At 66.4% G+C, this 25,786-nt stretch carries 22 protein-coding genes and 4 tRNA genes; 18 read left to right on the top strand and 8 right to left on the bottom strand.

What is annotated here, in order from left to right:
* Positions 1 to 14: 14 nt before the first annotated feature.
* From ROZ00_12085 to ROZ00_12060, 6 genes are read left to right on the top strand one after another with little or no spacing between them, the layout of a single operon-like run.
* Complete coding sequence (locus ROZ00_12085; protein ID MDT3736956.1) at positions 15 to 1,247, top strand: AMP-binding protein; 1,233 nt, start codon at positions 15 to 17, stop codon at positions 1,245 to 1,247.
* Positions 1,240 to 2,415 carry a CaiB/BaiF CoA-transferase family protein gene (locus ROZ00_12080; protein MDT3736955.1) on the top strand — a complete coding sequence of 392 codons (1,176 nt, stop codon included), beginning with the start codon at positions 1,240 to 1,242 and terminating at the stop codon, positions 2,413 to 2,415. Before ROZ00_12085 ends, ROZ00_12080 begins: the two co-directional genes overlap by 8 nt.
* A 20-nt stretch (positions 2,416 to 2,435) precedes the next feature.
* A complete protein-coding gene (locus tag ROZ00_12075; protein ID MDT3736954.1) occupies positions 2,436 to 4,229 on the top strand; it encodes an adenylate/guanylate cyclase domain-containing protein in 1,794 nt (597 codons plus the stop codon).
* 21 nt (positions 4,230 to 4,250) lie between these two features.
* Entirely contained in the window at positions 4,251 to 5,102 is an 852-nt protein-coding gene (locus ROZ00_12070) for a hypothetical protein (GenBank protein MDT3736953.1), read from the top strand.
* A 5-nt stretch (positions 5,103 to 5,107) separates the two neighbouring features.
* Positions 5,108 to 7,852, top strand: a complete 2,745-nt coding sequence (locus tag ROZ00_12065; GenBank protein ID MDT3736952.1) for a CHAT domain-containing tetratricopeptide repeat protein — start codon at positions 5,108 to 5,110, stop codon at positions 7,850 to 7,852.
* 12 nt (positions 7,853 to 7,864) lie between these two features.
* Positions 7,865 to 8,764: an AEC family transporter gene (locus ROZ00_12060; protein MDT3736951.1), complete on the top strand. Its 900-nt coding sequence runs from the start codon at positions 7,865 to 7,867 to the stop codon at positions 8,762 to 8,764.
* Position 8,765: 1 nt separating this feature from the next.
* On the opposite strand, the gene ROZ00_12055 is transcribed toward ROZ00_12060, so the two are convergent.
* The 3 genes from ROZ00_12055 to ROZ00_12045 are packed head-to-tail and all read right to left on the bottom strand — an operon-like array spanning position 8,766 to position 12,550.
* Positions 8,766 to 9,137, bottom strand: a complete 372-nt coding sequence (locus ROZ00_12055) for a hypothetical protein (GenBank protein ID MDT3736950.1) — start codon at positions 9,135 to 9,137, stop codon at positions 8,766 to 8,768.
* Between the two features lie 31 nt (positions 9,138 to 9,168).
* Positions 9,169 to 10,959 carry an ATP-binding protein gene (locus ROZ00_12050; GenBank protein MDT3736949.1) on the bottom strand — a complete coding sequence of 597 codons (1,791 nt, stop codon included), beginning with the start codon at positions 10,957 to 10,959 and terminating at the stop codon, positions 9,169 to 9,171.
* A gap of 52 nt (positions 10,960 to 11,011) precedes the next feature.
* Positions 11,012 to 12,550: a radical SAM protein gene (locus ROZ00_12045; GenBank protein MDT3736948.1), complete on the bottom strand. Its 1,539-nt coding sequence runs from the start codon at positions 12,548 to 12,550 to the stop codon at positions 11,012 to 11,014.
* Positions 12,551 to 12,715: 165 nt separating this feature from the next.
* On the opposite strand from ROZ00_12045, the gene ROZ00_12040 reads away from it, so the two are divergent.
* Positions 12,716 to 13,366 (top strand): response regulator transcription factor, encoded by a 651-nt coding sequence (locus ROZ00_12040; GenBank protein ID MDT3736947.1) that lies wholly within the window; start codon positions 12,716 to 12,718, stop codon positions 13,364 to 13,366.
* Between the two features lie 6 nt (positions 13,367 to 13,372).
* Here the strand turns inward: ROZ00_12040 and ROZ00_12035 are convergent, their stop codons facing one another.
* The 5 genes from ROZ00_12035 to ROZ00_12015 form a co-directional block, all read right to left on the bottom strand.
* Positions 13,373 to 14,089: a hypothetical protein gene (locus tag ROZ00_12035; GenBank protein MDT3736946.1), complete on the bottom strand. Its 717-nt coding sequence runs from the start codon at positions 14,087 to 14,089 to the stop codon at positions 13,373 to 13,375.
* A gap of 92 nt (positions 14,090 to 14,181) precedes the next feature.
* Positions 14,182 to 14,916 carry a class I SAM-dependent methyltransferase gene (locus tag ROZ00_12030; protein ID MDT3736945.1) on the bottom strand — a complete coding sequence of 245 codons (735 nt, stop codon included), beginning with the start codon at positions 14,914 to 14,916 and terminating at the stop codon, positions 14,182 to 14,184.
* Positions 14,917 to 14,925: 9 nt separating this feature from the next.
* On the bottom strand, positions 14,926 to 18,438 hold the full coding sequence (locus ROZ00_12025; GenBank protein MDT3736944.1) for an indolepyruvate ferredoxin oxidoreductase family protein: 3,513 nt from the start codon (positions 18,436 to 18,438) through the stop codon (positions 14,926 to 14,928).
* A 116-nt stretch (positions 18,439 to 18,554) separates the two neighbouring features.
* Positions 18,555 to 19,952 carry an FAD-linked oxidase C-terminal domain-containing protein gene (locus ROZ00_12020; protein ID MDT3736943.1) on the bottom strand — a complete coding sequence of 466 codons (1,398 nt, stop codon included), beginning with the start codon at positions 19,950 to 19,952 and terminating at the stop codon, positions 18,555 to 18,557.
* 16 nt (positions 19,953 to 19,968) lie between these two features.
* A complete protein-coding gene (locus ROZ00_12015) occupies positions 19,969 to 20,565 on the bottom strand; it encodes a malonic semialdehyde reductase (protein MDT3736942.1) in 597 nt (198 codons plus the stop codon).
* Between the two features lie 165 nt (positions 20,566 to 20,730).
* Here ROZ00_12015 and ROZ00_12010 point away from each other — a divergent pair.
* The 11 genes from ROZ00_12010 (at position 20,731) to rplL (ending at position 25,703) form a co-directional block, all read left to right on the top strand.
* Positions 20,731 to 20,815: transfer RNA gene (locus ROZ00_12010), tRNA-Tyr, on the top strand.
* 49 nt (positions 20,816 to 20,864) lie between these two features.
* Positions 20,865 to 20,938: transfer RNA gene (locus ROZ00_12005), tRNA-Gly, on the top strand.
* Between the two features lie 13 nt (positions 20,939 to 20,951).
* A tRNA-Thr gene (locus ROZ00_12000) sits at positions 20,952 to 21,026 on the top strand.
* 45 nt (positions 21,027 to 21,071) lie between these two features.
* A complete protein-coding gene (gene tuf / locus ROZ00_11995) occupies positions 21,072 to 22,262 on the top strand; it encodes an elongation factor Tu (GenBank protein MDT3736941.1) in 1,191 nt (396 codons plus the stop codon).
* Between the two features lie 52 nt (positions 22,263 to 22,314).
* Positions 22,315 to 22,390: transfer RNA gene (locus ROZ00_11990), tRNA-Trp, on the top strand.
* Positions 22,391 to 22,411: 21 nt separating this feature from the next.
* Complete coding sequence (gene secE, locus ROZ00_11985; protein ID MDT3736940.1) at positions 22,412 to 22,765, top strand: preprotein translocase subunit SecE; 354 nt, start codon at positions 22,412 to 22,414, stop codon at positions 22,763 to 22,765.
* On the top strand, positions 22,762 to 23,295 hold the full coding sequence (gene nusG, locus ROZ00_11980) for a transcription termination/antitermination protein NusG (GenBank protein MDT3736939.1): 534 nt from the start codon (positions 22,762 to 22,764) through the stop codon (positions 23,293 to 23,295). Before secE ends, nusG begins: the two co-directional genes overlap by 4 nt.
* A 90-nt stretch (positions 23,296 to 23,385) precedes the next feature.
* Entirely contained in the window at positions 23,386 to 23,817 is a 432-nt protein-coding gene (rplK, locus tag ROZ00_11975; protein MDT3736938.1) for a 50S ribosomal protein L11, read from the top strand.
* A 1-nt stretch (position 23,818) separates the two neighbouring features.
* Complete coding sequence (gene rplA / locus ROZ00_11970) at positions 23,819 to 24,520, top strand: 50S ribosomal protein L1 (protein ID MDT3736937.1); 702 nt, start codon at positions 23,819 to 23,821, stop codon at positions 24,518 to 24,520.
* A gap of 266 nt (positions 24,521 to 24,786) precedes the next feature.
* On the top strand, positions 24,787 to 25,284 hold the full coding sequence (gene rplJ / locus ROZ00_11965; protein MDT3736936.1) for a 50S ribosomal protein L10: 498 nt from the start codon (positions 24,787 to 24,789) through the stop codon (positions 25,282 to 25,284).
* A gap of 38 nt (positions 25,285 to 25,322) precedes the next feature.
* Complete coding sequence (rplL, locus tag ROZ00_11960) at positions 25,323 to 25,703, top strand: 50S ribosomal protein L7/L12 (protein MDT3736935.1); 381 nt, start codon at positions 25,323 to 25,325, stop codon at positions 25,701 to 25,703.
* The last annotated feature ends 83 nt before the right edge of the window (positions 25,704 to 25,786 follow it).

Below are 25,786 nucleotides of genomic sequence, written 5' to 3'. Positions count from 1 at the left end.
CCGCGATCGTCCTGATGAAATATTTCGATACGCTGGAAACCCGCGACCCCGAACAGCGCGAGCGGGACCTCTTCGCCGCCCTGCCTAATCAGGTGGCACACGCCATGCAGCACGCCCCGGCCTTCGCCGAGCTGTACAAGGGCGTCGATGCGAAGCAGGTGAGCAGCCGCGCGGCGCTGGCTCAGCTGCCGGTCATCCGCAAGCACGAACTGATCGAACGGCAGAAGGCCCTGCCACCTTTCGGCGGGCTGAATGCCACGCCGGTGGGCCGGCTCGGCCGGGTCTTCAGTTCGCCTGGCCCGATCTACGATCCGGAAGGCACCGGCGAGGACTGGTGGCGCTTTGCCCGCTCACTCCACGCCGCCGGCTTCCGCGCCGGGGATCTGGTGCACAACACCTTCTCCTATCACTTCACGCCGGCCGGCTTCATGACGGAAGGCGCTTTGCGCAAGATCGGCTGCGCGGTGTTTCCCGCCGGCGTCGGCCAGACCGAGATGCAGGTGCAGGCCATCGCCGACTTGAAGCCGACGGGCTACATCGGCACGCCGTCCTTCTTGAAGATCATCCTCGAGAAGGCCGACGAGCTGAAGATGGACGTCTCCAGCCTGAAGAAAGCGGTGGTCTCCGGCGAAGCGTTCTTCCCGAACCAGAAGGCGCTGTGCGCCGAGCGCGGCATCAACGCGCTGCAGGCCTACGGCACGGCCGACCTCGGCCTTGTCGCCTACGAGACGGAGGCGCGCGAGGGCCTGGTGCTGGAGGAGTCGCTGATCCTCGAGATCGTCCGTCCCGGGACCGGAGACCCGGTGGCGGCGGGCGAGGTCGGCGAGGTGGTGATCACCAGCTTCAACCCGGACTATCCGCTGATCCGCTTCGGCACCGGCGATCTGTCGGCGGTGCTGCCGGGCATCAGCCCCTGCGGCCGCAGCAACGTGCGCATCAAGGGCTGGATGGGCCGCGCCGACCAGACCGCCAAGGTGAAGGGCATGTTCGTGCACCCGAGCCAGGTGGCGGAAGTCGTCAAGCGCCATCCGCAGGTGACCAAGGCTCGCCTGGTGGTGGACAACGAGACCGGCCAGGACCGCATGACCCTGCGCTGCGAAATCGCAGGCGCGCCCGACGGAGTTGCCGAGGCGCTTGCCGCCAGCATCCGCGACATCACCAAGCTGCGCGGCGAGGTTGCGCTGTGCCGCCCGGGCGAGTTGCCCAACGACGGCAAGGTCATCGACGACGCTCGCAAGTATGACTGAGTCCCGCGCCAAGCCGCTCGCCGGCCTGCGCGTGCTCGACCTCACCCGGCTGCTGCCCGGCCCCGTCGCCACCCAGCACCTCGCCGACCTCGGCGCCGACGTCGTCAAGATCGAGGACACCGGCGAGGGCGACTACGCCCGTACGATGGGCGCCCGGCCAGGGGAAACCAGCGCCTTCTTCAAGCTCGTCAACCGCAACAAGCGCGCGCTGCGCCTCGACCTGAAAAAACCCGAGGGTGTCGCCGTGTTCCGGCGACTGACTTTGTCGGCGGACGTCGTCATCGAGGGCTTCCGCCCCGGCGTCATGGACAAGCTCGGTATCGGCTACGCGGCGCTTGCCGAGATCAATCCGCGCATCGTCTTCTGCTCCATCAGCGGTTACGGCCAGGACGGCCCCTACGCCCAGCGCGCCGGCCACGACATCAACTACATCGGCTACGCCGGCGTGCTCGACCAGATCGGCGCGGCCGGCGGGCCGCCCGCCGTGCCCAACTTCCAGATCGGCGATCTCCTCGGCGGCGCGCTGGCGCCGCTGGTGGGACTGCTCGCCGCGGTGATCGATGCGCGCGCCACGGGCCGCGGCCGGAAGGTCGATGTCGCCATGACCGACGCGGTGTTCGCGCATGCCGTGTTTCCGCTGGCGGGGCTCCTGGCGCGTCTGGCGCCGCCGCCGCGCGGCGCGGACCTGCTCTCCGGCGGGGTGCCCTGCTACGGCGTATACGCCACCGCGGACGGCCGCCACATGGCGGTCGGCGCGCTGGAGAAGAAGTTCTGGGAGCGGCTCTGCGACACGCTCGGGCGGCCCGACCTCAAGCCCTCCCATCTCGCCTTCGGCTCCAAGGGCGAGCAGGCGAAGCGGGAGCTCGCCGCCGTCTTCGCCGGCCAGCCGCAAAGCCACTGGATCGAAAAATTCTCCGGCGTCGACTGTTGCGTGACGCCGGTGCTCACCATCGCCGAGGCGCTCGACAACGAACAGCTGCAGGCGCGCGGCATGGTGGTGGAGGCCGATGGCCTGCCTCAATTGGCGCCGCCCTACAAGCTGTCCGAATACGACTTCACCATCGAGCGCAGCGCGCCGGCACCGGGCCAACACAGCGATGAGATCCTGCGCGAGGCCGGTTATGTCGACGCGGATATCGACAGCCTGCGCGCGCGAGGCATAATCTAGTTTTTTCCGGCTGGAGGACCATGTCGGTCTCTCAGTCTTCCCAAGGCGGCATCCATGCAGTGCAGTTGCGCGTCGGCTTTGCGCTGGCGCTGCTCGTCCTGCTGGCCGCGCATTTCTCGCCGCCGGCGCGCCTGCTCGAGCTGAATTGGCTCGACCTGCAATTCCGCCTGCTGCGCCAGGTCGCGCCGCTGCCCGTTGCGCAGGAAGTGGTGGTGGTCGGCATCGATGACGCGACGATGCGGGAGATGAATCTGCCGCTCGCCACCATGCACGTCGAATTGGGCCGCTTCCTGGAGGCGATGGCGATGGCCAAGCCGCGCGCCGTCGGTCTCGACGTGACGTTCCCGCAGACCAGCTACGATGCCCTCAAGCCGGGCCTCGATGCCGCCCTGCTGCGCGGCATGCTGCGACTGCGCAGCGTGGCGCCGCTGGTGCTCGGCATCACCGTCGATGCCGCCGGGGCCGCCCGTCCGGTGCACCAGCCCTTCCTTACCGTGGCGGGGCGCGAAGGCGTCGGCTATGTCCTGGTGCAGCTCGACGAGGACGGCACCATCCGGCGCTTCGACGAGCGGCTGGGAGAGGGCGGCGCCGTCGTGCCGACCCTGGCCGGGCAGCTGGCCCGCCGGCTGGACGTGCCGGTCGAGTACGGACTCGTGCAGTTCGCCCTTGGCCCGGGCTTCGGCTACGTGCCGCTGCGCGAAGTGCTGGCCCTGCAGGCGGCCGGCGACGCCGCCGCCCTGGAGCGGCAGTTCGGCGGCAAGGTGGTGATGCTCGGCACCGTGCTTCCCTACGAGGACCAGCTCAAGCTGCCGGTCAAGCTGGCGGCCTGGGACCAGGATCGCGAGACGACGCATGGCGTGCTCATCCATGCCCAGCAGATGCGCAGCCTGCTCGAGGGGCGGGTGGTGAGGCCGCTGGACGGGACGGTCGCGCTGCTGCTGGTGTGCGCGGCGTCGCTGGTCTGGTGGTTGCGCCCCGGCGCCACCGGCGCGTTGCTGTTGGGGCTGGCGCTGCTGGCGGCGCTGGCGCTAGAAGCCCTGCTGCTGGTGCGCGGCGTGCACGTGCCGCTGGCCTGGCCGACGCTGGCTGCCGCGCTGGCTGCCTCGTCGCGCGCGGCCCTCGAAGCCTGGTTCGCAACGCGCGAGAAGCGCTGGCTGCGCGCGGCCTTTGCCGGCCTGGTCAGTCCCGCGGTGCTGGGCGAAATCCTCGGCGGGCGGCTGCAGCCGCAACTGGGCGGCGAGCGGCGCGAGATCTGCCTGCTGTTTTCCGACATCCGCGGCTTCACCACCTTGTCCGAATCGCTGCCGCCGGAAGAGGTGACGCGCCTGCTCGACCGCTATTTCAGCCGCATGGTGGCGGCGATCCATGCCCACGGCGGCACGCTCGACAAGTTCATGGGCGACGGCATCATGGCCTTCTTCGGCGCGCCGCAGCCGCGCGGCAATTCCTGCGCCGACGCCTTTGCCGCGGGGCAAGCGATGCTGGCTGCGCTGGCGGAATTCAATCGGGAACTGGCGGCAGAGGGCCACGCGCCGCTGGCGATCGGCATCGGACTGCATTACGGCGCGGCGGTGGTGGGGTATATTGGCGCAGCCGACCGGCACGAATACACGGCCATCGGCGATGCGGTCAACACCGCCTCGCGCATCGAGGGGCTGACCAAGGAAGCCGGCTATCCGCTGCTCGCCTCGCGCGCCGTGCTCGACCGGCTGCCCTGCCGCGACGGCTTTGTGCCGCTTGGCGAAAGGGCCGTGAAGGGCCGCGCTGCCGTGGAAGTGTACGGCTGGCGTCCCGCACCGTATTCTGCGGACTGACTTTTGATTGAGGAGATTGAAATGCTCAATGTCGTTCGGTTTTTCATTGCAGGACTGGGCGGCCTGATGGCACCTGGCGTCCTTGCCGCCGGCGTTGCCATGATCACGGATGCCAATGGCCGCATCGAGGCCGAGCAGGACGGCAGCGTTCTTGGCGTATTGGCCGAGTTGGAGGGTGGCGCCAGGCTGCGTCTTGCCCAGGGCGCTACCGCGACGGTGCTTTATCTGGCCAGCGGCGAGGAATACCGCCTGAAGGGGGCCGGCCGCTACCAGATCGGCGACAAGGCGCCATCCGCCCTGCAGGGGGCGAAGCCGGAGAAGCACAAGCTGCCGGTGGATGCCATTCCGCCGGTGCGGGTGAAACCGGCCTCGGTGCAGCAGGCAACCATCGTCATGCGCAGCCTTGGGCCGGCGGTCAACGTCAAGCTGCTCGAGCCGGTGTCGGTGCGGGTGCCGGAAGAGCGACCGCCCTTCCGCTGGACAGCCGTGCCGGGGGCGGAGACCTATCGCATCCAGATCATCGACAGCGCGGGCCAGCCGGTGGCGGAATTCGAGCAGAAAGGCGAGACGGGGCAACTTCCCGCGGGCGTGCGACTCAAGGCCGGCGAAGCCTACTCCTGGAGCGTCGAGGCGCGCCTGGCCAATGGACGTCGCATCAGCCGCAGCGCCGATTTCGCCGTGCTGGACGTGCAAACCTGGGCCAAGCTCAAGCGGCTGCAACCGGCCGCGAGTGCAAAGTTTTCCGATCGCGTTGCCTATGCGCTTGCGCTCGAACGCCATGAGGTGTTCCATCTGGCCCGCGAGGAATGGCGCAAGCTGCATGCCGAGCGCCCTACCGAGCCCCTTCTCAAGGAACGCGCCGGCAGCGAGTAGCCCAGATGCCGCGCCACCTCGGCCTCGTCCTTGCCTTGTGCGGCGCGATCTTGGCGACGCCCGCCGACGCCCAGCGGGGCCGGCGCGGCGGCGAATCCGGCATGGCGTTCCCGCGTGCCGCCGCCGAAATCCAGAACCAGCTCAAGGCCGGCGAGGTGGTGCGCGCCGAGGAGCAGTCGCGGCGCCTTCTGGAGCGGGCGCGCGAACGAGCCGGGGGCGAAAGCGGGCCGGTTGCGATCGGCCTCATCCTTCTCGGCAGCAGTCTGCACCTGCAGGGCCGCTACGAGGAAGCCGCCGTCGCCGGCAAGGAGGGCGTCGAGATATGCCAGCGTGTGCGCGGCGAGAATGCGACGCCCTGCGTGCGCGGGCTTTCGCAGTACGCCCAGACGCTCTACAAGCTGGGCCGCCTGAGCGAAGCGGAGGCGGCTTTGCGTCAGGCGCTCGCCTGGGCCGACGAACTCCCGGAAGAAAAAAGGCCGTTGCGCGTAACCATCTTCACGGGCGCGGCGCACGCCTTCGGCGACATGGGGCAGCAGCGTGAAGCCGGTTCACTGCTCGAAAAAGCCCTCGCCCTGACCGAAGGGCGCGACGAAGCCGCCTTGCGCAAGGTGCGCGCCGGCACCCTGTTCTTCCATGGTCGCCTGCAGATGCAGCAAAAGAACTTCGAGACGGCGGAGCGCAGCCTGCGCGAGGCGCTGCGTCTGAACGAGGAGTTGTTCGGCGACTCGCACCGGCTGACGGCGCGCACCCGCTACCAGATCGGCCACTTGCTGATGCTGCAGAATCGCCCCGAAGCGGTCGAGCAACTGCAGGCTGCCACCGAGCAGCTGATCCAGCGCGCGGGCGAGCGGGTCGAGGCGACCACCGGTGCCATGTCGGTACTGGCCCTGGCGCTCGAGGCGCAGGGCAGGATGAAGGAGGCCGAGCAATGGCACCGCCGCGCCGTCGACAACGCCCGCAGCAACGGCACGCCGTTTTCCCAGGCGCGCTTCGGACAGCGCTATGGCCGCTGCCTCGCGCAGCAGGGACGGCTGCCCGAGGCGATCGCCGCCTACCGCGAGGGCGTGGCCGCGGCGGAAAGGCTGTTCGCCCAGACGCGCGGCCTGCCGGAAGAGTTGCGGCACGGCGTGATCGGCCAGTTCCTGCTGATGTACCGGGAGTTGACCAACCTGCTGATGCGCCAGCACCAGCGCGAGCCGGCGTCCGGCCATGATCGCGAAGCGTTCTCCGTCACCGCCCTCACGCAGAGCCGCATCTTCAGCGAAATGCTGCGCCAGGCGCAGGTGAGCGAGTATGGACGCAGCGAGCGTTTCCGCAGCCTCAGGGCGCGGCGGGATAGCCTGCTCGACCGTCTGGAGGCGCTACGTCAGGGGGGGCGCCCGGAGGTGTCGGCCATCCTGGCCGACACCGAGGATGAGGCGATGTGGCCCGAGGGGCGGACGCCCGGCGCGAACGGGCGACAGCCGGATATCGAAGCGGCCCTGGCCGCGGCCGAAGCCGAGTTGTGGCGCGAGTTCCCGCAATACATGGAGCTGGTGGCGCCGCGCCGGATCGAGGCGGCGCGAATCCAGGCGCTGTTGCGGCCGGGCGAGGCGCTGCTGAGCTTTGCGCTGTTGCGCCAGCGCAGCGCGCTCTTCGTGATGACGCGCGAGCGCTTTGCCGTCGTGTCGATTGCGCCGGGACGGACCGCAGTCGCCGAGCGCATCCGCAACCTGCGCGCGCCGCTCGAAGCGGTTGCCGTGCAGGGAGATCTCGCCAGCCTGCAAGCCCTCGATCCGGAACCGCTCCACGCGCTCTACCGCGACCTGTTCGAGCCCGCCGCCGGGCTTCTCGGCGGAGTCTCCCGCCTCATCGTCGTCGGCGACGGCCCCTTGCACACCCTGCCACTGGGCATGCTGGTGGAGCGCTACGGCGAGGAGGAGCGCCGCCGTTTTGCCGCGGGACGGGTGGCGGGACCGCCGTTCGCCGAATACGCCGTACTGCCCTATCTGGGCGACCGCTACCGCATCGGCTACCTGCCCTCGACTGCCGCGCTGGCCGCACTGCGCGAGGCGCCGTCGTCGCCCCGGCGGCATGCGGAGCAACTGGTGGCCTTTGCCGATCCTCGCTTCGGCAAGGGTGCCGGCGCGCCGGCACCCTTGCGCGGCGGCCTGGCGCCACTGCCGGAAACGGCGGAGGAGGCGCGGCGCATCGCCGGCATCCTCGATGGCGCACGCACGCGCCTGCTGATCGGCGAGGCGGCGCAGGAACATGCGGCGAAGCAGCCGACGATGGCCGATGCCCGCTACGTTCTCTTCGCCACGCACGGCGTGCTGGGCGGCGAGTTCGTCGAGGAAACCGAAACCGCCGCACAGCAGCCGGCGCTGGCCCTTTCGACGGCGGGCGATCTGCGCGGCGAGGACGGCTGGCTGACCATGCGGGAAGTCGTCGAGGAGGTGCGCCTCGGCGCCGACCTGATCGTCCTGTCGGCCTGCAACACGGCGGGGGGCGCCGGCGGCGGCGAGGGCTTTGCCGGGCTCACACGCGCCTTCATGTATGCCGGTGCGCGGGGACTGGTCGTCAGCCACTGGGCGGTGGAGAGCGCCGCCACGCGCGACCTGATGGTGGAGATGTTCCGACGGCTGCGCGCCGGCGCCGATGCTTCCGTGGCGCTGGCAGAGGCGCAGCGTGCGTTGCGCGCCGGCGCCGGCCAACAGTTTTCGCGGGCCCATCCCTTCTTCTGGGCGCCGTTCGTGTTCGTCGGCGACTGAAGGCAAGGATATATGTCCTCCGTCCTGCTCCTGCTGCCCGACTTCGCCCTGATCCTGCTCGGCTTCGGCCTGCGCCGGCTGATGCACCTGGGCGACCATTTCTGGACCGGCCTGGAGAAGCTGATCTACTTCGTGCTGTTCCCGGCCCTGCTGTTCCATGCCATTGCTCGCACGCGCATCGACTTTGCCGCCGCCGCGCCCTTCGTCGCCAGCGGCATGGCGGCGATGTGCGGGGGCATGCTGCTGGGCCTGCTGGCGCGGCCGTTGTTCGGCCCGCGCCCGATGGTGTTCGCCTCGCAGTTCCAATGCGCATACCGCTTCAACTCCTACATCGGCCTGGCGGTGGCGGCCAAGCTGCACGGCGAGGCCGGCATCGCGGCGATGGGCATCCTCATCGGCGCCATGGTGCCGATGGCCAATCTCGCCTCGGTGTGGATGCTGGCGCGGCATGGCCAACTCGGGGTGATGCGCGAGATCGTGCGCAATCCGCTGATCCTCGCCACCTTCGCCGGCCTGCTGTTCAACCTGAGCGGCGCAACGCTGCCGGAAGTGGCGGGGCAATTCCTGGGGCGCCTGTCCGAGGCGTCGATCGCGCTCGGCCTGCTGGCGGTGGGTGCGGCGCTCAAGCTGCGCGGCGAATCAGGCAATCATCTGCCCTCGGCCTTCCTGCTTGGCGTGAAGCTGCTGGCCGTGCCGGCCATTGCCTGGATGGCGGCGCGCGCCCTGGGCCTGAAGGGCGTGTATTTCGACGTGGTGGTGATGTTCGGCGCGCTGCCGACGGCCAGCTCGGCCTACATCCTGGCGATGCGCATGGGCGGGGACGGCGCCGGCGTGGCCTGGCTGATCTCCGCCACGACCCTCGGCGCCATGCTGACGATGCCGGTCTGGCTCGTCGCGCTGGGCGCAGCCTGAACTAAGGTTTCTTCTTGCCTTCTTCCGGAGCGGTCTCCGGGGCCGATGCGGCGCCCGGCTGCATCATGTTCCACGGCCACAGAGAGGGATTGGCGAAGGGGTTGGCGTTCGCCTCGGGCGAGCTCGCCGACTGGCTGATCGCCTGCATGGCGGCGAGCGTGGCGCGCTGCATTTCCAGTCCTTGGATGCTCATCTGCAGCATGTTGAGGTTCATGCGCAGCCAGCCCTCTACGGTCTTCAGGTCGGCGATGCGCTTGTCGAGTTCGTTCACATCCAGCGTCGGCGTCACCATGCCGGGCACGGCGAACCCCATGCTGCTCCACATTCCCTTGAGGAATTCGAGCGGGTCGGCGTTAGGGTTTTCTGCGGACATGGGCTGCCTCTCCGTGTGCGATTGGCGAATCTTACGCCTGAAGCGTGGCATTGAGCAGGCTGCGCAACTTGGCCGGCATGACCGGCTTGAGCAGCAACTGGCAGCCGAGTGCCTGGGCTGCACCGGTGAGCAACTGCGACGTGCTGCCGGTGATGATGATGGCCGGGACCGGCTTTCCGAAGTACCCTCGCACTGCGAGGATGGCATCGGCGCCGACCATGCCTTCCTGCAACTGGTGGTCGGCGATGATGATATCGGGCGCGCGCCCGAGCCCGGCTATTCCGGCGAGCGTATCAGCCATGCCGGCGCAGGCAATCACTTCCGCCCCCCAGCCTCCGAGCAGGGTGCGCATGCCTTTCCGCACAGACTCGTCATCGTCGATCACCAGGATCAGGCGTCCGTCGAATCCGACCGGTGTCAGAGCCGCCTCTGCCGGGTGGGCTTCGGGTGCCGGCGCGCACGCCGCCGGCAACTCGAGTGTGAAGACGGTGCCGCGGCCCTGCCGCGAACGCAAGGCGAGGGTGTGTCCCAGCAGCTCGGCAAGACGACGGACGATGGACAGGCCGAGGCCGAGGCCCTTGCGGCGGTCGCGCTCCGGATTGCCGACCTGGTAGAACTCGTCGAACACCTTGTCGGCCTGCTCCGGCGCGATGCCGATGCCGGTGTCCCAGATCTCGATGCGCCAGTTGGCGCCGTGCCGCCGCACTCCGACCAGGATGCCGCCGCTTCGTGTATAGCGAATGGCGTTGTCGATCAGGTTGCGCAGCACCCGCTCGAGCAGCAGCGCATCGCTGCACACCGTAGCCCCGCTCCGGCGAACGCGAAAATCGAGCCCCTTCGCTTCCGCCTCTGCCTTGAAATCGATGCGCAGCCGTTGCAGCAGGGAATTGAGAGCGAGGGTCTCGGTTTTTGGGCGGATGGCGCCGGCATCGATCTTGGAGATGTCGAGCAGTTCGTTGAACAGCGCCTCCAGTGCGTCCACAGAGGCGTTGATGCTGGCGACCATGTTGCGCACCTCGCCGTCGAGTGCCTTGTCGGCCAGGGCGGCGGCGAAGAGCCCCATCGCATGCAGGGGCTGGCGCAGGTCGTGGCTGGCGGCGGCGAAGAACTGGGTCTTGGCCCGGCTCGCCAGTTCGGCGGTGTTGCGTGCCTCCTCCAGCTCCGTGTTCTGGATGGCCAGCTGCCGGGCCATGGTTTCGTTCTGGAAACGGCTGCGCAGCGATTCGGTGAGGAGTTGGTTGTACTTGCGGCCGAAGGAAAGGATGCCGAGCGTTACGGCCAGGCAGACGAAGGCCAGGATGATGTGGAGCTTGTCGACCACCAGCGCATTGCGCGCGATGATGGGCAGCAGGGCCGGGAAGATGAACACGTAGAACGAGGGAATGTGCGAGGCGATCAGGGGGGTTGCGCCTGCGGCGACGCCGAAAATCAGGATGGTCATGACGGCCAGGTGCAGCGGCGAATCGGCGGGGGACATCAGCAGGTATCCGCCCCCCCACAACACGCCGGAAACGCCCGATCCGATCGCCCAGATCCGGAGCGCACGCTCGACACTCGTTCCGCCCAGGCCGATGCGCCTGAAGCGCAGGCCCAGGAAGAGACGCCAGCCTTGGTTGGCGCACACCAGAGCGAACCATGACCAAAGCAACAAGGGGCTGACGACGCCGGCCAGCGTGGCGACGAACAAGCCGGCGCCGGCCATGGTTCCCGTGACGGAAACCATCAGCTGACTGTAGAGCATGTGCGCCTGCTCCGATCTGACGCGGGCATTGAGTTCGCCTTCCTGTTCGGACAGCTTGCTACCGGGGGCGGCTTGGCTCATGAGGCGGCCTTTTCTTCAGGTTGAACGCGAACGTCATTATGCATGCCGGACATCACGCCGGCGCAACGGCTGCGGTTCTGCGCGGCTTGACGGGGGCCTGCCGCGAAGCATGCCACTGCGGCAGAACACGGCCAAGCGCGTCGGTCACCCGCATCGGACTCAATATATCCTCCCGCTCCGCCTCGGAAGAGAAGTCGTCGCCCTGGAATGGAATCCGGCCGTATTCCGGATGCGGTAAATCCGTACCCGCCAGGAGGCTGCGGCCGGGCGCGATATGCGGGCTTTCCGATGCCAGTTCGACGAGGTCGTAGAGCAGGGGCATCAGCCGGCCGCGGGGGAGGAATTGCGCCGCATCATGCAGCAGCTTGCGCAGCCGGGCTCCCGGGGAAAAGATCGTACGTGTCAATTCGCGATAGGCGCCGACGAGGGCTTCGGGTGTGCAGTGCAGCGGCCGTGTGACCAGCGTGTAACCGTTGAAGTCCCGCAGCAGCGCGTTGGGCATGAATGCCGGTTCCGCTTCCCGGGCGAGGCGATGGAAGTGCGGCGTGCCCGGGAAGGGCGTCTCGAAGGATACGTAGGCCGGAACATGGAGGCCGGACTCCCGCAGCCGCCGCCCTATGCTGGCGATGTAGGCGAGGTCGTCCACGCGCGGACTGAGCATCAGGCCGGCAAACAGCAGCATGCCGTGTTCGTGGCAGCGGTCGACCGACTGGCGAACCTCGCGCAGCAGGTTCTGATGCTTGCCCATGTCCCGGATGGCGGCCGGATTGAAGCTCTCGAGACCGACGAAGAGGGCGCGGCAGCCGGCCTGGGAGAGGCGCCCGAGCAGATTGTCGTCGCGCAGCACGTTGAAGGTCGCGCACGCGCCCCAGTAGATGCCGAGCGGTGCCAGGGCGTCGCACAGGCTGCGCAGGTGGGTGAAATTGCCACCCAGGTTGTTGTCGTAGAAGATCACGACATTGCGCTTGTGCCATGCGGCGAGACGGCCCAGGGCCCTGCGCCCGGCGCGGATGTCGCGGATGACGGAGTGCGCCGGGCGGACGAGATGGCGCGTGCCGACGCCGGTCAGCGTGCAGAAGTCGCAGGTGAACGGGCAGCCCCGGGTTGCTTCGATCCCGATGGGCAATACCTGCCTGGCCAGAACGAGGTCGTAGCGCGGCGCCGGCGTTGATGCCGGATCGTAGGGTCCGGCGACATAGAGCGGTTGCAGCCGGTTCAGGCGGAAATCGGAGTAGAGGGCGGGCACCGTCGATTCCGGGTCGCCCACCACGACCGCATCGAAGTAACGGGCGCACTGATCGGGGTAGGTGCTGGCGACGATCCCGCCCAGGACGGTCTTGGCGCCGCGCCGGCGCCAGAAATGCGATATTTGGCGGGCGCGGTCGAAATCCGAATGAAGACAGGACAGAAAGAGCAGGTCGTAATCACGAAGCCAGTCCGGATCCTCCCAGGTATCGTTAACAACGTGGATATCGGCATCTTCCGGCAGCAGGGCGGCAATCAGCGGGCCGATCTGGGGTTGCAGTATTCCGCGGTGGTGACGGCCGCAGCGGTGGTAATCCGTAAATACCGAAATAATTCCAACCTTCACCTTCCACCCCCCCTTTTTTTGTGGTCAGCATAACGCGGGCGGCCGTCAATGTGCCCCTTTTCGGATCAGTTGGCGCAAGGGCAGCGTTCCCGTATCATTTGGCCCAGCATAAAACCAATAAACAGCGCGGCGCCTTGAACAACGCGTCGCCTTGAGGGGGGAAGGGTGCTGCTAAGACTGCTGGTGATCGACGATCACGCCATGGTCCGCGAGGGCCTGCTGCAGATCCTGCGCAAGCTCGGTCCGAATGTCGTCCAGTACGAGGCGCAGGACGCCGAGAGCGCCCTGCTTCTGCTGGAAACGGAGGAGGAGTTCGATCTCGTCCTGCTCGACCTCATGCTGCCCGGCACCAACGGTTTGTCGCTTCTGGGCATCCTGCGCAAGCGTTTTCCTGCCATTCCGGTAGTGATCCTCTCAGCACTCGATGATCTCGATACCGTCAACCGCGCCATGCGACTGGGCGCCTCTGGCTACGTAACCAAATCCGGCGACGGCGAGACGCTGCTGGACGCGCTGAAGCGGGTGCTGGCCGGCGAGATATATCTACCTGCCCATCTGCACGACAAACTGTCGGTCTCCCTCAGCAGCGGGCTCGGGCGCGGCCGCACGCCGGCCGACCGCTACGGACTGACCGAAGGCCAGCGCCGTGTGATGGAGCTTCTGAGGGAAGGCAAGTCGAATCGCGAGATCGGAGACTTGCTCGGCCTGACCGAGGGCACGGTGAAGGTTCACATCTCGAAGATTTTCCGCAAGATGGGCGTCGTCAGCCGCGCGGAAGCCATCGCCCAGCTCCAGCGCCAGCGCGGCAGGCTGTAATCCGCTTCAGTGCCGTGTCGGGCTGGCGCTGTCGAAAGCCTCGGCGGCGGAGGGCGCCGCTGACTCGTTCATGTTCTCCCCGGCCGCCTCGTCTTCGTTTTCCTCCTCGGGCGCTTCGCAGGCGACCTCCAGCATGTCCAGCACCGTGTAGGCCAGCGCGCGGCAGGCGTTGCCGAGCGGCGTCGGCAGCTTGTCGGGGATGTTCTTTTGCAGCAGCAGCTTGCTCGCCGAGAGGGTGTTGATCGGCTGCAGGAGGCGGTCGGCGTACTTGCCGAGCTGCTCGCGCATGGTCTTTTCCGCCGCCTCCTGCTGCCATGGGTTGGTCGGCCACTGCGAAGGAATCGCCCAGGCGCGCGGGAAGGTTTCCAGGTCCTGGATGACGGTGCGGATGTCCTCGTGCGAATCGCGGAAGGGCAGCAGCACCAGATTGGCCAGGCCGTAGAGCTTGCGGTCCATCTCGCTGCGGTTGCCGCCGCCGTCGATGACGCCGAGCCAGCCCTGCAGGGTGCGGATCTTGTCTACCACCTTGCCCAGCGCCTCGCGCGTGCGCGCGTCGGCGACCAGGTAGCGCCGCCCGTCCGGGCTGAGCGGCTCGCGGTGAGTGTCGGTCAGCACACAGACGGATCGCTGCCCGAGCAGTCCCATGCCCTGGCACAGCATGTGCGAAAGCGTGGTCTTGCCGGTGCCACCCTTGTTGCCGATGATGCAGACGATTTCGGCCATATTGCCTCCTTGCCGCGAATTATTCCCCGGAGGATGGAATTCCAATATGGCGAATTGCGCGGAAAATTGCCAGCTTTTCTCCGGAAGGGAAGTTACATCCTGTAGCAGTACAGCCTTGTGCCGCGCCGGTCAGCCACCTCGACCACTTGCTCAGGGGGCGTATCCGGGACCGGAAAGCAGCTGCTGACCAGCAGGGTGCCTGGGCGCATTTCGGCTCGGGCCTTCTCCCACAGGCGCGGCATTACCCGGGGCGACAGAAAGGCGAAGACAACGTCCTGACCGGCGAGCGGGCGGCGCCACAGGTCGCTGCGTTCGATGACGAGGTTTCCCATTCCGCGCGCGTTCAGCCGGGCAGCAAGATAGGGCAGGGGCGCATGCTCGATGCCGGTGAAGCGGGCATCCGGGCGCGCCTGTGCCAGCCGCCGCAGCAGTCCGCCTGTACCGGCGCCGAGGTCGACGACCTGCAGGCCGGCGTGCTGCGGCAACAGGGCGAGCAGGGCGTCGGCAGTGGCGCGGCTGGAGAGGAACAGCGGCACTTCGCCGCGAAACGTCGTCCAGAAAACAAAAGTCAGTCCCGCCAGCACGGCGAGCGGGAACGCCGGTGGCAGATCCAGCCGCAGCGCGGCGACGAGCGCCGGCGAAAAGACCAGATGGATGGCGATCCACCAGCGTTCCGACTTCATCAGGACACCGATGCTCACGGCGAGGGCGCCCTGGAGGGCGGCCAGAGACAGCGACGGTGCGAGCGGCCGGCCGAGGGCGATGCAGCCCGCGGCGACCAGCAGCCAGGCCAGCAGTTGTGCAGCTAGCGCCTTGAGTGTCGCCAAGCCTGTTCCTCAGGCTGCTTTGGCGGTGGTTGCCGCCGCTCCATTCAGCCAGGCCAGCAGCGCCTCGCGCTGATTCCGCGCGGCCTCCACCGAGCGCAGCTTGACGTGGCCGAAGCCGCGGATCTGCTCGGGCAGGGCGGCCAGCGCGACGGCGGCGTCGAGGTTTGATGCATCGAGTCTGGCCAGCGCTGTGGCGATGTCCCGTTCGTACTCGGCGATCAGTTCCCGCTCCAGGCGGCGTTCCACCGTCTTACTGAAGACGTCGAGCGCGCCGCCGCGCAGGAACTTCAGCTTCGCCAGCCAGCGGAACACTCCGAGCATCCACGGCCCGTAGGCGCGCTTCAGCGGCCGGCCCGTGACGGGATCCGCCTTAGCCAGCAACGGCGGCGCCAGGTGGAAGTGGAGCGTGTAGTCGCCCTCGAAGGTGGCGGCGATTTTGGCGTGAAAGGCCGGATCAGCATGCAGCCGCGCCACTTCGTACTCGTCCTTCACCGCCAGCAGCTTGAAGTAGTTTTTCGCCACCGCTTCGGTGAGCCGTGTCGAGACGAGTGGCGTTTCCGCTGCGCGCACCTTGTCGACCAGCGCCCGGTAGCGCCCGGCGTAGCCAGCGTCCTGGTAGTCGGTGAGGTAGGCGGTGCGCCGGGCGACGAGATCGTCCAGCTTCTGCTCCCTCGGCAGTTCGACCACCGCGGCCGGGCGGGCAAAACGCTCTACGGCGGCACGGTCATGGGCGGCGCGCCGGCCCCAGAGGAAGGCCTTGAGGTTGGCTTCCACTGCCACGCCGTTGAGCTCGATGGCCTTGTGAACGGAGGCGAGGGAGACCGGCACCAGGCCTTGCTGCCAGGCATGACCGAGCAGGAACAAGTTGCCGAAGATGGCGTCGCCCATCAGCGCGGTGGCCAAGCCGTTGGCGTCGATGAAGTCGGCGCGCCCCTCACCGGCTGCTTCCACGATGGTTTGTTGCATCTTCTCGAGCGGGAACTGCCAGTCGGGATTGCGGATGAACTCGGCGGTCGGCGTCGCCGCGCAGTTGACGACGGTGCGTGTGAAGCCGGCCTTCATCTTCGCAAGCGCCTCGGGGTTGGCCGAGACGACGATGTCTCCGCCGATCACGGCGTTGGCCTCGCCCGCCGCCACGCGCACGGCGTGGATGTCCTCCGGCCGTTCGGCGATGCGCACGTGCGAGAAGACGGCGCCGAACTTCTGCGCCAGCCCCGTCATGTCGAGCGCGGTGACGCCCTTGCCGTCGAGGTGCGCCGCCATGCCGATCATGGCGCCGAGGGTGATGACGCCGGTGCCGCCGACGCCGGTGATGAGGATGCCCCACGGCTCTTTCGTTTCGGCGATGCGCGGCTCGGGCAGGGCGGCAAAGCCGCTCTCGTCGACCGCAATGGCCTTGCCCTTCTTCAGGCGGCCGCCCTCTACGGTGACGAAGCTGGGGCAGAAGCCCTTCAGGCAGGTGTAGTCCTTGTTGCAGGCGGACTGGTCGATGGCGCGCTTGCGGCCGAATTCGGTGTCCACCGGCACCACCGACAGGCAGTTGGATTGCTCGGAACAGTCGCCGCAGCCCTCGCACACCGCCTCGTTGATGAAGACGCGCCGCGCCGGGTCGGGGAACTTGCCGCGCTTCCTGCGGCGGCGTTTCTCCGCTGCGCAGGTCTGGTCGTAGATCAGCGCCGAGATTCCGGGAAACTCCCTCAGCTCGCGCTGGACGAGGTCGAGCTCGTCGCGGTGGCGCATCGGCACGCCCTGCGGCAGGTCGGCCGCCGTGTAGGCGCGCTCGGTGCCGTCGGTGACGACGACGATGCGTTTCACGCCCTCGGCCGCGAGCTGGTGCGCCATCTGCGGCACGCTGAGGCTGCCGTCCACCGGCTGGCCGCCGGTCATGGCGACGGCGTCGTTGTAGAGGATCTTGTAGGTGATCGGATGCCCAGCCGCCACTGCCTGGCGGATCGCCAGCAGGCCGGAATGGAAATAGGTGCCGTCGCCGAGGTTGGCGAAGACATGGCGCGTCTCGGTGAACGGCGCCTGGCCGACCCAGGCGGCGCCCTCGCCGCCCATGTGCGAGAAGGTGGCGGTGGAGCGGTTCATCCAGGTCGCCATGAAGTGGCAGCCGATGCCGGCCAGCGCGCGACTGCCCTCGGGCACGCGCGTCGAGGTGTTGTGCGGGCAGCCCGAGCAGAAATGCGGGATGCGCTGCGTGGCGACGGCGGTCTTCGCCAGCGCCTGTTCCTTGGCTTCGAGGAAGGCCAGGCGCGCCTGGATGCGCTCCGAGGTGACGTAGCGACCGATGCGCGCGGCGATGACGCGGGCGATCATCGCCGGCGTCAGTTCGCCGCAGGCCGGCAGCAGCCATTCGGCGTGGGGCTGCGCCCACTCGCCCTTTTCGTCGAACTTGCCGATGACGCGCGGGCGCACGTCCTCGCGCCAGTTGTAGAGCTCCTCCTTGAGCTGGTACTCGAGCAATTGGCGCTTCTCCTCAACGACAAGGATCTCCTCCAGCCCCTCGGCGAAATGTCGCACGCCCTCGGACTCGAGCGGCCACACCATGCCGACCTTGTAGAGGCGGATGCCGATCTCGGCGGCGAGCCGGTCGTCGATGCCGAGGTCGTCGAAGGCCTGGCGCACGTCGAGGTAGGACTTGCCGCAGGTGATGATCCCCAGGCGCGGGTTCGGGCTGTCGATAACGATCTGGTTCAGTTTGTTCGTACGGGCGTAGGCCAGCGCGGCGTAGAGCTTGTGGTGCAGCAGGCGCTCTTCCTGCACCAGGCGGTCGTCGGGCCAGCGGATGTTGAGGCCGCCCGGCGGCAGCGGGTAGTCCGGCAGCGCGATGCCGACCCGGTGCGGGTCGACGTACACCGAGGCGGAGGACTCGATGGTGTCGGCCACCGCCTTGAACGCCACCCAGCAGCCCGAGTAGCGCGACATCGCCCAGCCGTGCAGACCGAGGTCGAGGTAGTCCTGCACGCCGGAGGGCGCCAGCACCGGCATCATGACCGCCTTGAAGATGTGCTCGGTCTGGTGCGCCACGGTGGACGAGCGCGCGGCGTGGTCGTCGCCGGCCACTGCCAGCACGCCGCCGAACTGCGACGTGCCGGCGGCGTTGGCATGGCGGAAGACGTCGCCGCAGCGGTCGACGCCCGGCCCCTTGCCGTACCACATCGAGAATACCCCGTCGTATTTCGCGCCGGGGAAGAGGTTGACCTGCTGCGTGCCCCAGATGGCCGTCGCGGCGAGGTCTTCATTGACGCCCGGCCGGAACCGGATGTGGTGGGCGTCGAGGTGCTTCCTCGCGCGCCACAGCGTCTGGTCGAGGCCGCCCAGCGGCGAGCCGCGATAGCCGGAGATGAAGCCGGCAGTGTTCAGGCCTGCGGCGCGATCGCGTTCGCGTTGCATCATCGGCAGGCGGGCGAGCGCCTGGGTGCCGGTGAGATATACGCGGCCGGATTCCAGGGTGTACTTGGTGTCGAGCGTGGTGTCGCTTGTCGGCTCTGAACGAACCGGGGTGGCGGTCTCCGCCATGGGATGTCTCCTCCGCAAAAATCGTGTTTTTGACGTGGGGCCGTTTGTGTGGCTCCGACCGGTCGGAGATCTTGTGGACTCCGCCGCGGCGAAATTCTACACGCAGTGATGCTCTGCTAGGGGAGGATCTTGCCCGGGTTGAGCAGGTTTTCCGGATCGAGGGCATGCTTCAGTGCGCGCATGACGTCGACCGCACCCTCGCCGTGTTCCGCCACGAGGAATTTCTGCTTGCCGATGCCGACGCCGTGCTCGCCCGTGCAGGTGCCTTCCATGGCCAGCGCACGCTTGACGACCGCATGGTTGATTTTCTCGGCCTCCGCCACCTCCTGCGGGTCGGCCGGATCGATGAGCACGACTAGATGGAAGTTGCCGTCGCCGACATGGCCGAAGAGGGGGATGGGGATCGAACTGCGGGCGATGTCCTCGTTGGTGGCGCGGATGCATTCGGCCAGGCGCGAGATCGGCACGCAGACGTCGGTGGGGAAGGCGCGCGAGCCGGGCTTCAGCTGCAGGCAGGCGAAGTAGGCGTCGTGGCGGGCTTGCCAGAGTCGGGTGCGATCCTCCGGGCGGGTGGCCCATTCGAAATTCATGCCACCATGGCTGGCGGCGAGTTCCTGCACCAGGGTTGCCTGCTCCTCGACGCCGGTGGGGGAACCGTGGAACTCGAAGAACAGCATCGGCGCTTCCTTCAAGTCGGTCTTGCTGTAGCGGTTCACGGCGGAGATGGTGAGGGCGTCGAGCAACTCGATGCGCGCCACCGGCACGCCGAGCTGGATCGTCTGGATCACCGTGTCGACGGCGGCATCGACGCTCGGGAAAGCGCAGACCGCACTGGAAATCGCCTCCGGCACGGGGTACAGCTTCACGGTCAGTTCGGTGATGATGCCTAGCGTACCCTCCGAGCCGATGAACAGGCGCGTCAGGTCGTAGCCGGCGGAGGATTTCTTCGCCCGTCCGCCGGTACGGATGATGCGGCCGTCGGCCAGCACCACCGTCATGCCGAGCACGTTCTCGCGCATGGTGCCGTAGCGCACGGCATTGGTGCCGGAGGCGCGCGTGGCGGCCATGCCGCCCAAGGAAGCGTCTGCGCCGGGGTCGATGGGAAAGAACAGGCCGGTGTCGTGCAACTCGGCGTTCAACTGCTTGCGGGTGACGCCGGGCTGGACGGAGGCGTCGAGGTCCTCGGCATGGATGGCGACGACCCGGTTCATACGCGTCAGGTCGATGCTGACGCCGCCTCGGATGGCGAGGAAGTGGCCTTCCACCGAACTGCCGGCCCCGAAGGGGATGATTGGTACCCGGTGTTCGCGGCACAGGCGGACTGCGTCTGCGACCTCCTCGGTGGATTCTGCAAAGACCACCGCGTCCGGCGCCGCCGTCGGATGCACGGATTCGTCACGCCCATGCTGGTCGCGCACAGCCTGGCTGATCGAGAACCGCTGGTCGAACCGTTGCGACAAGGCCTCGGCCAGGGCCGCCGGAAGAGGAGGATGGGGTGGGTAAGGGTGATTCATGAATGAGTCCTCACTCTTACGCAATGCTGCATGCTTCATGGAATTCCAGCCTCGGGCTGCGCGGGAATAGGGCGGTGGGATCGCCATAGCCTAGACTGCAGATGAAGTTCGACTTGGTCCGGCCGTCCGGGAAGAACTCGCGGTCGACGATTGCGTTGTCAAAGCCGGACATGGGGCCGCAGTCGAGCCCGAGCGCCCGGGCGGCGAGCATGAAGTAGGCGGCCTGCAGCGTGCCGTTGCGGAACGCGGTGGTGGTGGCGATGGTTTCCTTGCCGGGACCGACGAACCAGGCGCGGGCGTCGGTATGCGGAAACAGCTTGGGCAGCAGATCGTAGAACCGGCTGTCGTTGCCGAAGATGGCCGTCACTGGGGCTGCCATTGTCTTCGCCCGGTTGCCTTCCATTAGCGCCGGTTGCAACCTGGCTTTGGCTTCAGGGGATTTAACGAACACAACCCGCATCGGGCTGCAGTTAGCCGAGGTTGGCCCCATGCGGGAGATGTCCCAGACCTGCTTCAACAGGGTGTCGTCGACCGGCTTGTCCTGCCAGGCATTGTGGGTGCGGGCCTGAAGGAACAGGCTGTCGAGGGCGGAAGAGGGGAGCGGAGCAGCCATTTTCTCTCGATTCAGAAGGGGATGAACGATTCTACGCTGTAGAAGAATAAGAACGTATAAGCAGCGCATTTCGACTGGTTTATGGCCCTTTAAGCGATTTTCTTGCCTGCGAGCTACAGCTGTTTGACTTTTCTGGTGAAAACAAGCAAAATCCGCTGTTTCGCTGGAGGGGTTCCCGAGCGGTCAAAGGGAACAGACTGTAAATCTGTCGGCTCTGCCTTCGAAGGTTCGAATCCTTCCCCCTCCACCAGCAAATTCGGAGACCTCCTAGGCAGTGCGGGCTCCAAGGGTGACGGCGGGCGGCGGTAGTTCAATGGTAGAACCTCAGCCTTCCAAGCTGATGACACGGGTTCGATTCCCGTTCGCCGCTCCAGTAGCAGTTAACTGCCCATGTAGCTCAGTGGCAGAGCACTCCCTTGGTAAGGGAGAGGTCGCGTGTTCAATCCACGCCATGGGCACCAGTGTAATGCAGCATTTTGATTTGACTTTTATATACGGGTAACGACATGGCCAAAGGCAAATTCGAACGTACGAAGCCGCATGTGAACGTGGGGACGATTGGACACGTTGACCATGGCAAGACGACGCTGACGGCGGCGATCACGACGGTGTTGTCGACCAAGTTTGGTGGTGAGGCGAAGGCCTACGACCAGATTGATGCGGCGCCGGAGGAGAAGGCGCGCGGCATTACCATCAACACGGCGCATGTTGAGTACGAGACGACGAACCGGCATTACGCCCACGTCGATTGTCCGGGCCATGCCGACTATGTGAAGAACATGATCACGGGTGCGGCGCAGATGGACGGTGCGATTCTGGTGGTGTCGGCGGCTGACGGCCCGATGCCGCAGACGCGCGAGCACATTCTGCTGGCCCGCCAGGTTGGTGTGCCCTACATCATCGTCTACATGAACAAGTGCGACATGGTGGACGATGCCGAGCTGCTCGAGCTGGTGGAGATGGAAGTGCGCGAGCTGCTCAGCAAGTACGACTTCCCCGGCGACGACATTCCCATCGTCAAGGGTTCGGCGCTGAAGGCACTCGAAGGCGACAAGGGTGATCTGGGCGAAGGCTCCATTCTCAAGCTGGCCGAGGCACTCGACTCCTATATCCCCGAGCCCAAGCGCGCCATCGACGGCCCCTTCCTGATGCCGATCGAAGACGTCTTCTCGATCTCCGGCCGCGGCACCGTGGTGACGGGTCGGGTTGAGCGCGGCATTGTCAAGGTTGGCGAGGAAATCGAGATTGTCGGCCTGCGGCCGACCGTGAAGACCACCTGCACCGGCGTCGAGATGTTCAGGAAGCTGCTGGACCAGGGTCAGGCGGGCGACAACGTCGGCGTGCTGCTGCGCGGCACCAAGCGCGAGGAAGTCGAGCGCGGCCAGGTGCTGGCCAAGCCGGGCTCGATCACGCCGCACACCCACTTTACGGCCGAGATCTATGTGCTGGGCAAGGACGAGGGTGGTCGTCACACCCCGTTCTTCAACGGCTATCGTCCGCAGTTCTACTTCCGCACCACCGATGTTACCGGCTCGATCGAGCTGCCGGCGGGCACCGAGATGGTGATGCCGGGCGACAACATCACCATTACGGTGAAGTTGATTGCGCCGATCGCCATGGAAGAGGGCCTGCGCTTTGCCATCCGCGAAGGTGGTCGCACCGTCGGCGCCGGCGTCGTGGCTAAGGTGATCGAGTAATCAGTGCGTGAACGAGAGGCGCCACAACCCGGCGCCTCGCAGTCTCTGCCGCAGGGGCATAGCTCAATTGGCAGAGCGTCGGTCTCCAAAACCGAAGGTTGGGGGTTCGAGACCCTCTGCCCCTGCCAACAGAACTTAAGGCGAGATTAATGGCCGACAAAATCAAGTTCGCGCTGTCGCTGTTGCTGGTGGCCGCAGGCGTGGCGGGATTCTACCTGCTGGGCGAGGCGGCGCTGATCCTGCGCATTCTGTCCGTTCTGGCGGGCGTGGCGGCGGGTGCGGCAGTGGCCTGGTTTACCGAACCGGGGCAGCGCTTTTTCGTCTTCAGCCAGGAAGCCTGGACGGAGACCAAGAAGGTGGCCTGGCCATCCCGCAAGGAAACCGTGCAGACCACGGGCGTCGTGTTCGCCTTCGTTGTCGTCATGGCGATCTTTCTGTGGCTGACCGACAAGAGCCTGGAATGGGTTTTTTACGACCTGATCCTGGGATGGAAGAAATCATGACCAAGCGCTGGTACGTTGTGCATGCCTACTCGGGCTTCGAGAAGTCCGTGCAGCGCACGCTGGCCGAGCGCATCAGGCGCGCCGGCATGGAAGAAAAGTTCGGCCAGATTCTGGTGCCGGTCGAGGAAGTGGTCGAGATGAAGTCCGGCCAAAAGAGCATCTCCGAAAGAAAGTTTTTCCCCGGTTACGTTCTGGTGGAGATGGAGATGGATGACGACACCTGGCATCTGGTGAAAAACACCGCCAAGGTGACCGGATTCGTCGGTGGCACGGCGACCAAGCCGACGCCGATCTCCGAAAAGGAGGTCGCCAAGATCATGCAGCAGATGCAGGAAGGCGTCGAGAAGCCGAAGCCCAAGGTGCTGTATGAGATCGGCGAGATGGTTCGGGTCAAGGAAGGCCCATTCACCGACTTCAACGGCACGGTGGAAGACATCAACTACGAGAAGAGCAAGTTGCGCGTGGCAGTCACCATTTTTGGCCGTTCGACGCCCGTGGAGCTGGAGTTCTCGCAGGTCGAGAAGGCTTAACGCAGTGCGGGACCGGACCCGACAAGCCGGAAAGAGGAGCGCAAGTAGGGCGACTGAACGCGCGTTACCACTCACTTAACAGGAGCCATTATGGCCAAGAAGATCGTCGGCTTTATCAAGCTGCAAGTGCCGGCAGGCAAGGCGAACCCCTCGCCCCCGATCGGTCCCGCGCTGGGTCAGCGCGGCCTCAACATCATGGAATTCTGCAAGGCGTTCAATGCCCAGACGCAGGGTGTCGAGCCGGGCCTGCCGATCCCCGTGGTGATCACCGCCTACGCGGACAAGAGCTTTACTTTCGTGATGAAGACGCCGCCGGCGTCCGTGCTCATCAAGAAGGCCGCCAAGATCGACAAGGGCTCTGCCAAGCCGCACACCGACAAGGTGGGCAAGCTGACCCGTGCCCAGGTCGAGGAAATCGCCAAGGCCAAGATGAAGGACCTCACTGCTGCCGACCTCGAGGCTGCCATGCGAACCGTCGCTGGCAGCGCCCGCAGCATGGGCGTCACCGTGGAGGGCATGTAACATGGCCAAACTCTCCAAGCGCACCACGGCGCTGCGCGCCAGAATCGACCGCAACAAGGCGTATCCAGTTTCCGAGGCGCTTGCCCTCGTCAAGGATTGCGCCACCGCCAAGTTCGACGAGTCCGTCGATGTCGCCGTGAACCTCGGAGTCGATGCCAAGAAGTCCGACCAGCTGGTGCGCGGCTCCGTCGTGCTGCCGGCCGGTACCGGCAAGAAGGTGCGTGTCGCCGTCTTCGCCCAAGGTGACAAGGCCCAGGCCGCCAAGGATGCCGGTGCCGACATCGTCGGTTTCGACGATCTCGCTGCCCAGGTCAAGGAAGGCAAGATGGACTTTGACGTGGTCGTCGCCACGCCGGATGCCATGAAAGTGGTCGGTGCCCTCGGCCAAATCCTCGGCCCGCGCGGCCTCATGCCGAACCCGAAGGTCGGCACCGTCACCATGGATGTTGCCGGCGCCGTCAAGAATGCCAAAGCGGGCCAGGTGCAGTACCGTACCGACAAGGCCGGCATCATCCAGTGCACCATCGGCCGCGCTTCGTTTTCGGTCGAGCAGCTGCAGCAGAACATGGTCGCGCTGATCGATGCCCTGAACAAGGCCAAGCCGGCCACCAGCAAGGGCCAGTATCTAAAGAAGATCTCCGTCTCCAGCACCATGGGAGGGGGCGTGCGCGTCGATCAGGCCAGCCTGTCGGCGCAGCAGTAAGGAATCAAGTCCTCGCTCTATGCGGGGAAAGGACTTTGGGACGCCGGTGAAGCGTAAGCCGAACCGGCGGATCGTCAAAGACCGCAGGTGCCCCAGGGGGTTGCATGCCCCGGAGGCTTAAGCGTGAAAGCGGCCTGCGCAGACGGTGCACCCAGACAGGATTCGTCCGCTGCCTGACCGCTGCGGACAGCACTCCTGATCCAGGTCGCCGTGGGTGCGGCGGAGCGATTTCCGCCGCGTGTTGACTTGAAAGGAGAAAGGACCTCATGGGCCTCAATCTTGAAAGCAAAAAAGCCATCGTGGCGGAGGTGTCGGCACAGGTAGCCAACGCCCAGACCATCGTCGTGGCCGAGTACCGCGGCATCGAAGTGGGCGATCTCACCGCGCTGCGTGCGAAGGCCCGCCAGTCTGGCGTCTATCTGCGTGTGCTGAGGAACACTTTGGCCCGTCGTGCGGTCGCCGACACTGCTTTTGCGGTCCTCGCCGACCAACTGACCGGACCGCTGATCTACGGCATTTCGAACGATCCGGTTGCTGCGGCGAAAGTGCTGAACGACTTCGCCAAAGGCAACGAGAAGCTGGTGCTCAAGGCCGGCGCCTATGCCGGCAAGGCATTGGACAAGGCGGGCGTGCAGGCGCTGGCCTCGATTCCGAGCCGAGAAGAGCTGCTCGCCAGGTTGCTCGGTGTGATGCAGGCACCGGTTTCCGGCTTTGCCATCGCGCTCGGCGCGCTGGCCAAGCAGCGCGAAGCGGCTGCCGCCTGAACGATCCCTTACCAATTTCGAATCTGGAGTAATTGAACATGGCAATCAGCAAAGAAGACATCCTCGAAGCCGTCGGCAACATGACGGTGATGGACCTGAACGACCTGGTCAAGGCGTTCGAAGAGAAGTTCGGCGTTTCCGCCGCCGCGATGGCGGTTGCCGCCCCCGGCGCCGGTGGCGGTGCTGCCGCGCCGGCCGCCGAAGAGAAGACCGAGTTCACCGTCGTTCTTGCCGCCGCCGGCGACAAGAAGGTCGAGGTGATCAAGGTCGTCCGTGCGGTGACCGGCCTCGGCCTGAAGGAAGCCAAGGACCTCGTCGACGGCGCGCCGAAACCCGTCAAGGAGGCGATCCCCAAGGCCGACGCCGAGGCGATCAAGAAGCAGTTGGAAGACGCCGGCGCGAAAGCCGAGATCAAGTAAGGCTGTATTGGCAGGATGGGCTGGCGGTTTTGGGCCGCCAGCCCTTTGCCTTTACAGAAGTTGCCAGTTTCCAGTTGCCAGTT

This window comes from Denitratisoma sp., assembly GCA_032027165.1.
Taxonomy (GTDB): Bacteria; Pseudomonadota; Gammaproteobacteria; order Burkholderiales; family Rhodocyclaceae; genus Desulfobacillus.
The sequence above is the reverse complement of the archived record's forward strand: the minus strand, read 5'-3'. Positions and strand labels throughout refer to the sequence as shown.

Excerpts from the sequence above, each read along its gene's own strand:
- ROZ00_12085 (MDT3736956.1), top strand. The coding sequence starts at position 15 with ATGAAATATTTCGATACGCTGGAAACCCGCGACCCCGAACAGCGCGAG.
- ROZ00_12080 (MDT3736955.1), top strand. The coding sequence starts at position 1,240 with ATGACTGAGTCCCGCGCCAAGCCGCTCGCCGGCCTGCGCGTGCTCGAC.
- ROZ00_12075 (MDT3736954.1), top strand. The coding sequence starts at position 2,436 with ATGTCGGTCTCTCAGTCTTCCCAAGGCGGCATCCATGCAGTGCAGTTG.
- ROZ00_12070 (MDT3736953.1), top strand. The coding sequence starts at position 4,251 with ATGCTCAATGTCGTTCGGTTTTTCATTGCAGGACTGGGCGGCCTGATG.
- ROZ00_12065 (MDT3736952.1), top strand. The coding sequence starts at position 5,108 with ATGCCGCGCCACCTCGGCCTCGTCCTTGCCTTGTGCGGCGCGATCTTG.
- ROZ00_12060 (MDT3736951.1), top strand. The coding sequence starts at position 7,865 with ATGTCCTCCGTCCTGCTCCTGCTGCCCGACTTCGCCCTGATCCTGCTC.
- ROZ00_12055 (MDT3736950.1), bottom strand. The coding sequence starts at position 9,137 with ATGTCCGCAGAAAACCCTAACGCCGACCCGCTCGAATTCCTCAAGGGA.
- ROZ00_12050 (MDT3736949.1), bottom strand. The coding sequence starts at position 10,959 with ATGAGCCAAGCCGCCCCCGGTAGCAAGCTGTCCGAACAGGAAGGCGAA.
- ROZ00_12035 (MDT3736946.1), bottom strand. The coding sequence starts at position 14,089 with ATGGCCGAAATCGTCTGCATCATCGGCAACAAGGGTGGCACCGGCAAG.
- ROZ00_12025 (MDT3736944.1), bottom strand. The coding sequence starts at position 18,438 with ATGGCGGAGACCGCCACCCCGGTTCGTTCAGAGCCGACAAGCGACACC.
- ROZ00_12020 (MDT3736943.1), bottom strand. The coding sequence starts at position 19,952 with ATGAATCACCCTTACCCACCCCATCCTCCTCTTCCGGCGGCCCTGGCC.
- ROZ00_12015 (MDT3736942.1), bottom strand. The coding sequence starts at position 20,565 with ATGGCTGCTCCGCTCCCCTCTTCCGCCCTCGACAGCCTGTTCCTTCAG.
- tuf (MDT3736941.1), top strand. The coding sequence starts at position 21,072 with ATGGCCAAAGGCAAATTCGAACGTACGAAGCCGCATGTGAACGTGGGG.
- secE (MDT3736940.1), top strand. The coding sequence starts at position 22,412 with ATGGCCGACAAAATCAAGTTCGCGCTGTCGCTGTTGCTGGTGGCCGCA.
- nusG (MDT3736939.1), top strand. The coding sequence starts at position 22,762 with ATGACCAAGCGCTGGTACGTTGTGCATGCCTACTCGGGCTTCGAGAAG.
- rplK (MDT3736938.1), top strand. The coding sequence starts at position 23,386 with ATGGCCAAGAAGATCGTCGGCTTTATCAAGCTGCAAGTGCCGGCAGGC.
- rplA (MDT3736937.1), top strand. The coding sequence starts at position 23,819 with ATGGCCAAACTCTCCAAGCGCACCACGGCGCTGCGCGCCAGAATCGAC.
- rplJ (MDT3736936.1), top strand. The coding sequence starts at position 24,787 with ATGGGCCTCAATCTTGAAAGCAAAAAAGCCATCGTGGCGGAGGTGTCG.
- rplL (MDT3736935.1), top strand. The coding sequence starts at position 25,323 with ATGGCAATCAGCAAAGAAGACATCCTCGAAGCCGTCGGCAACATGACG.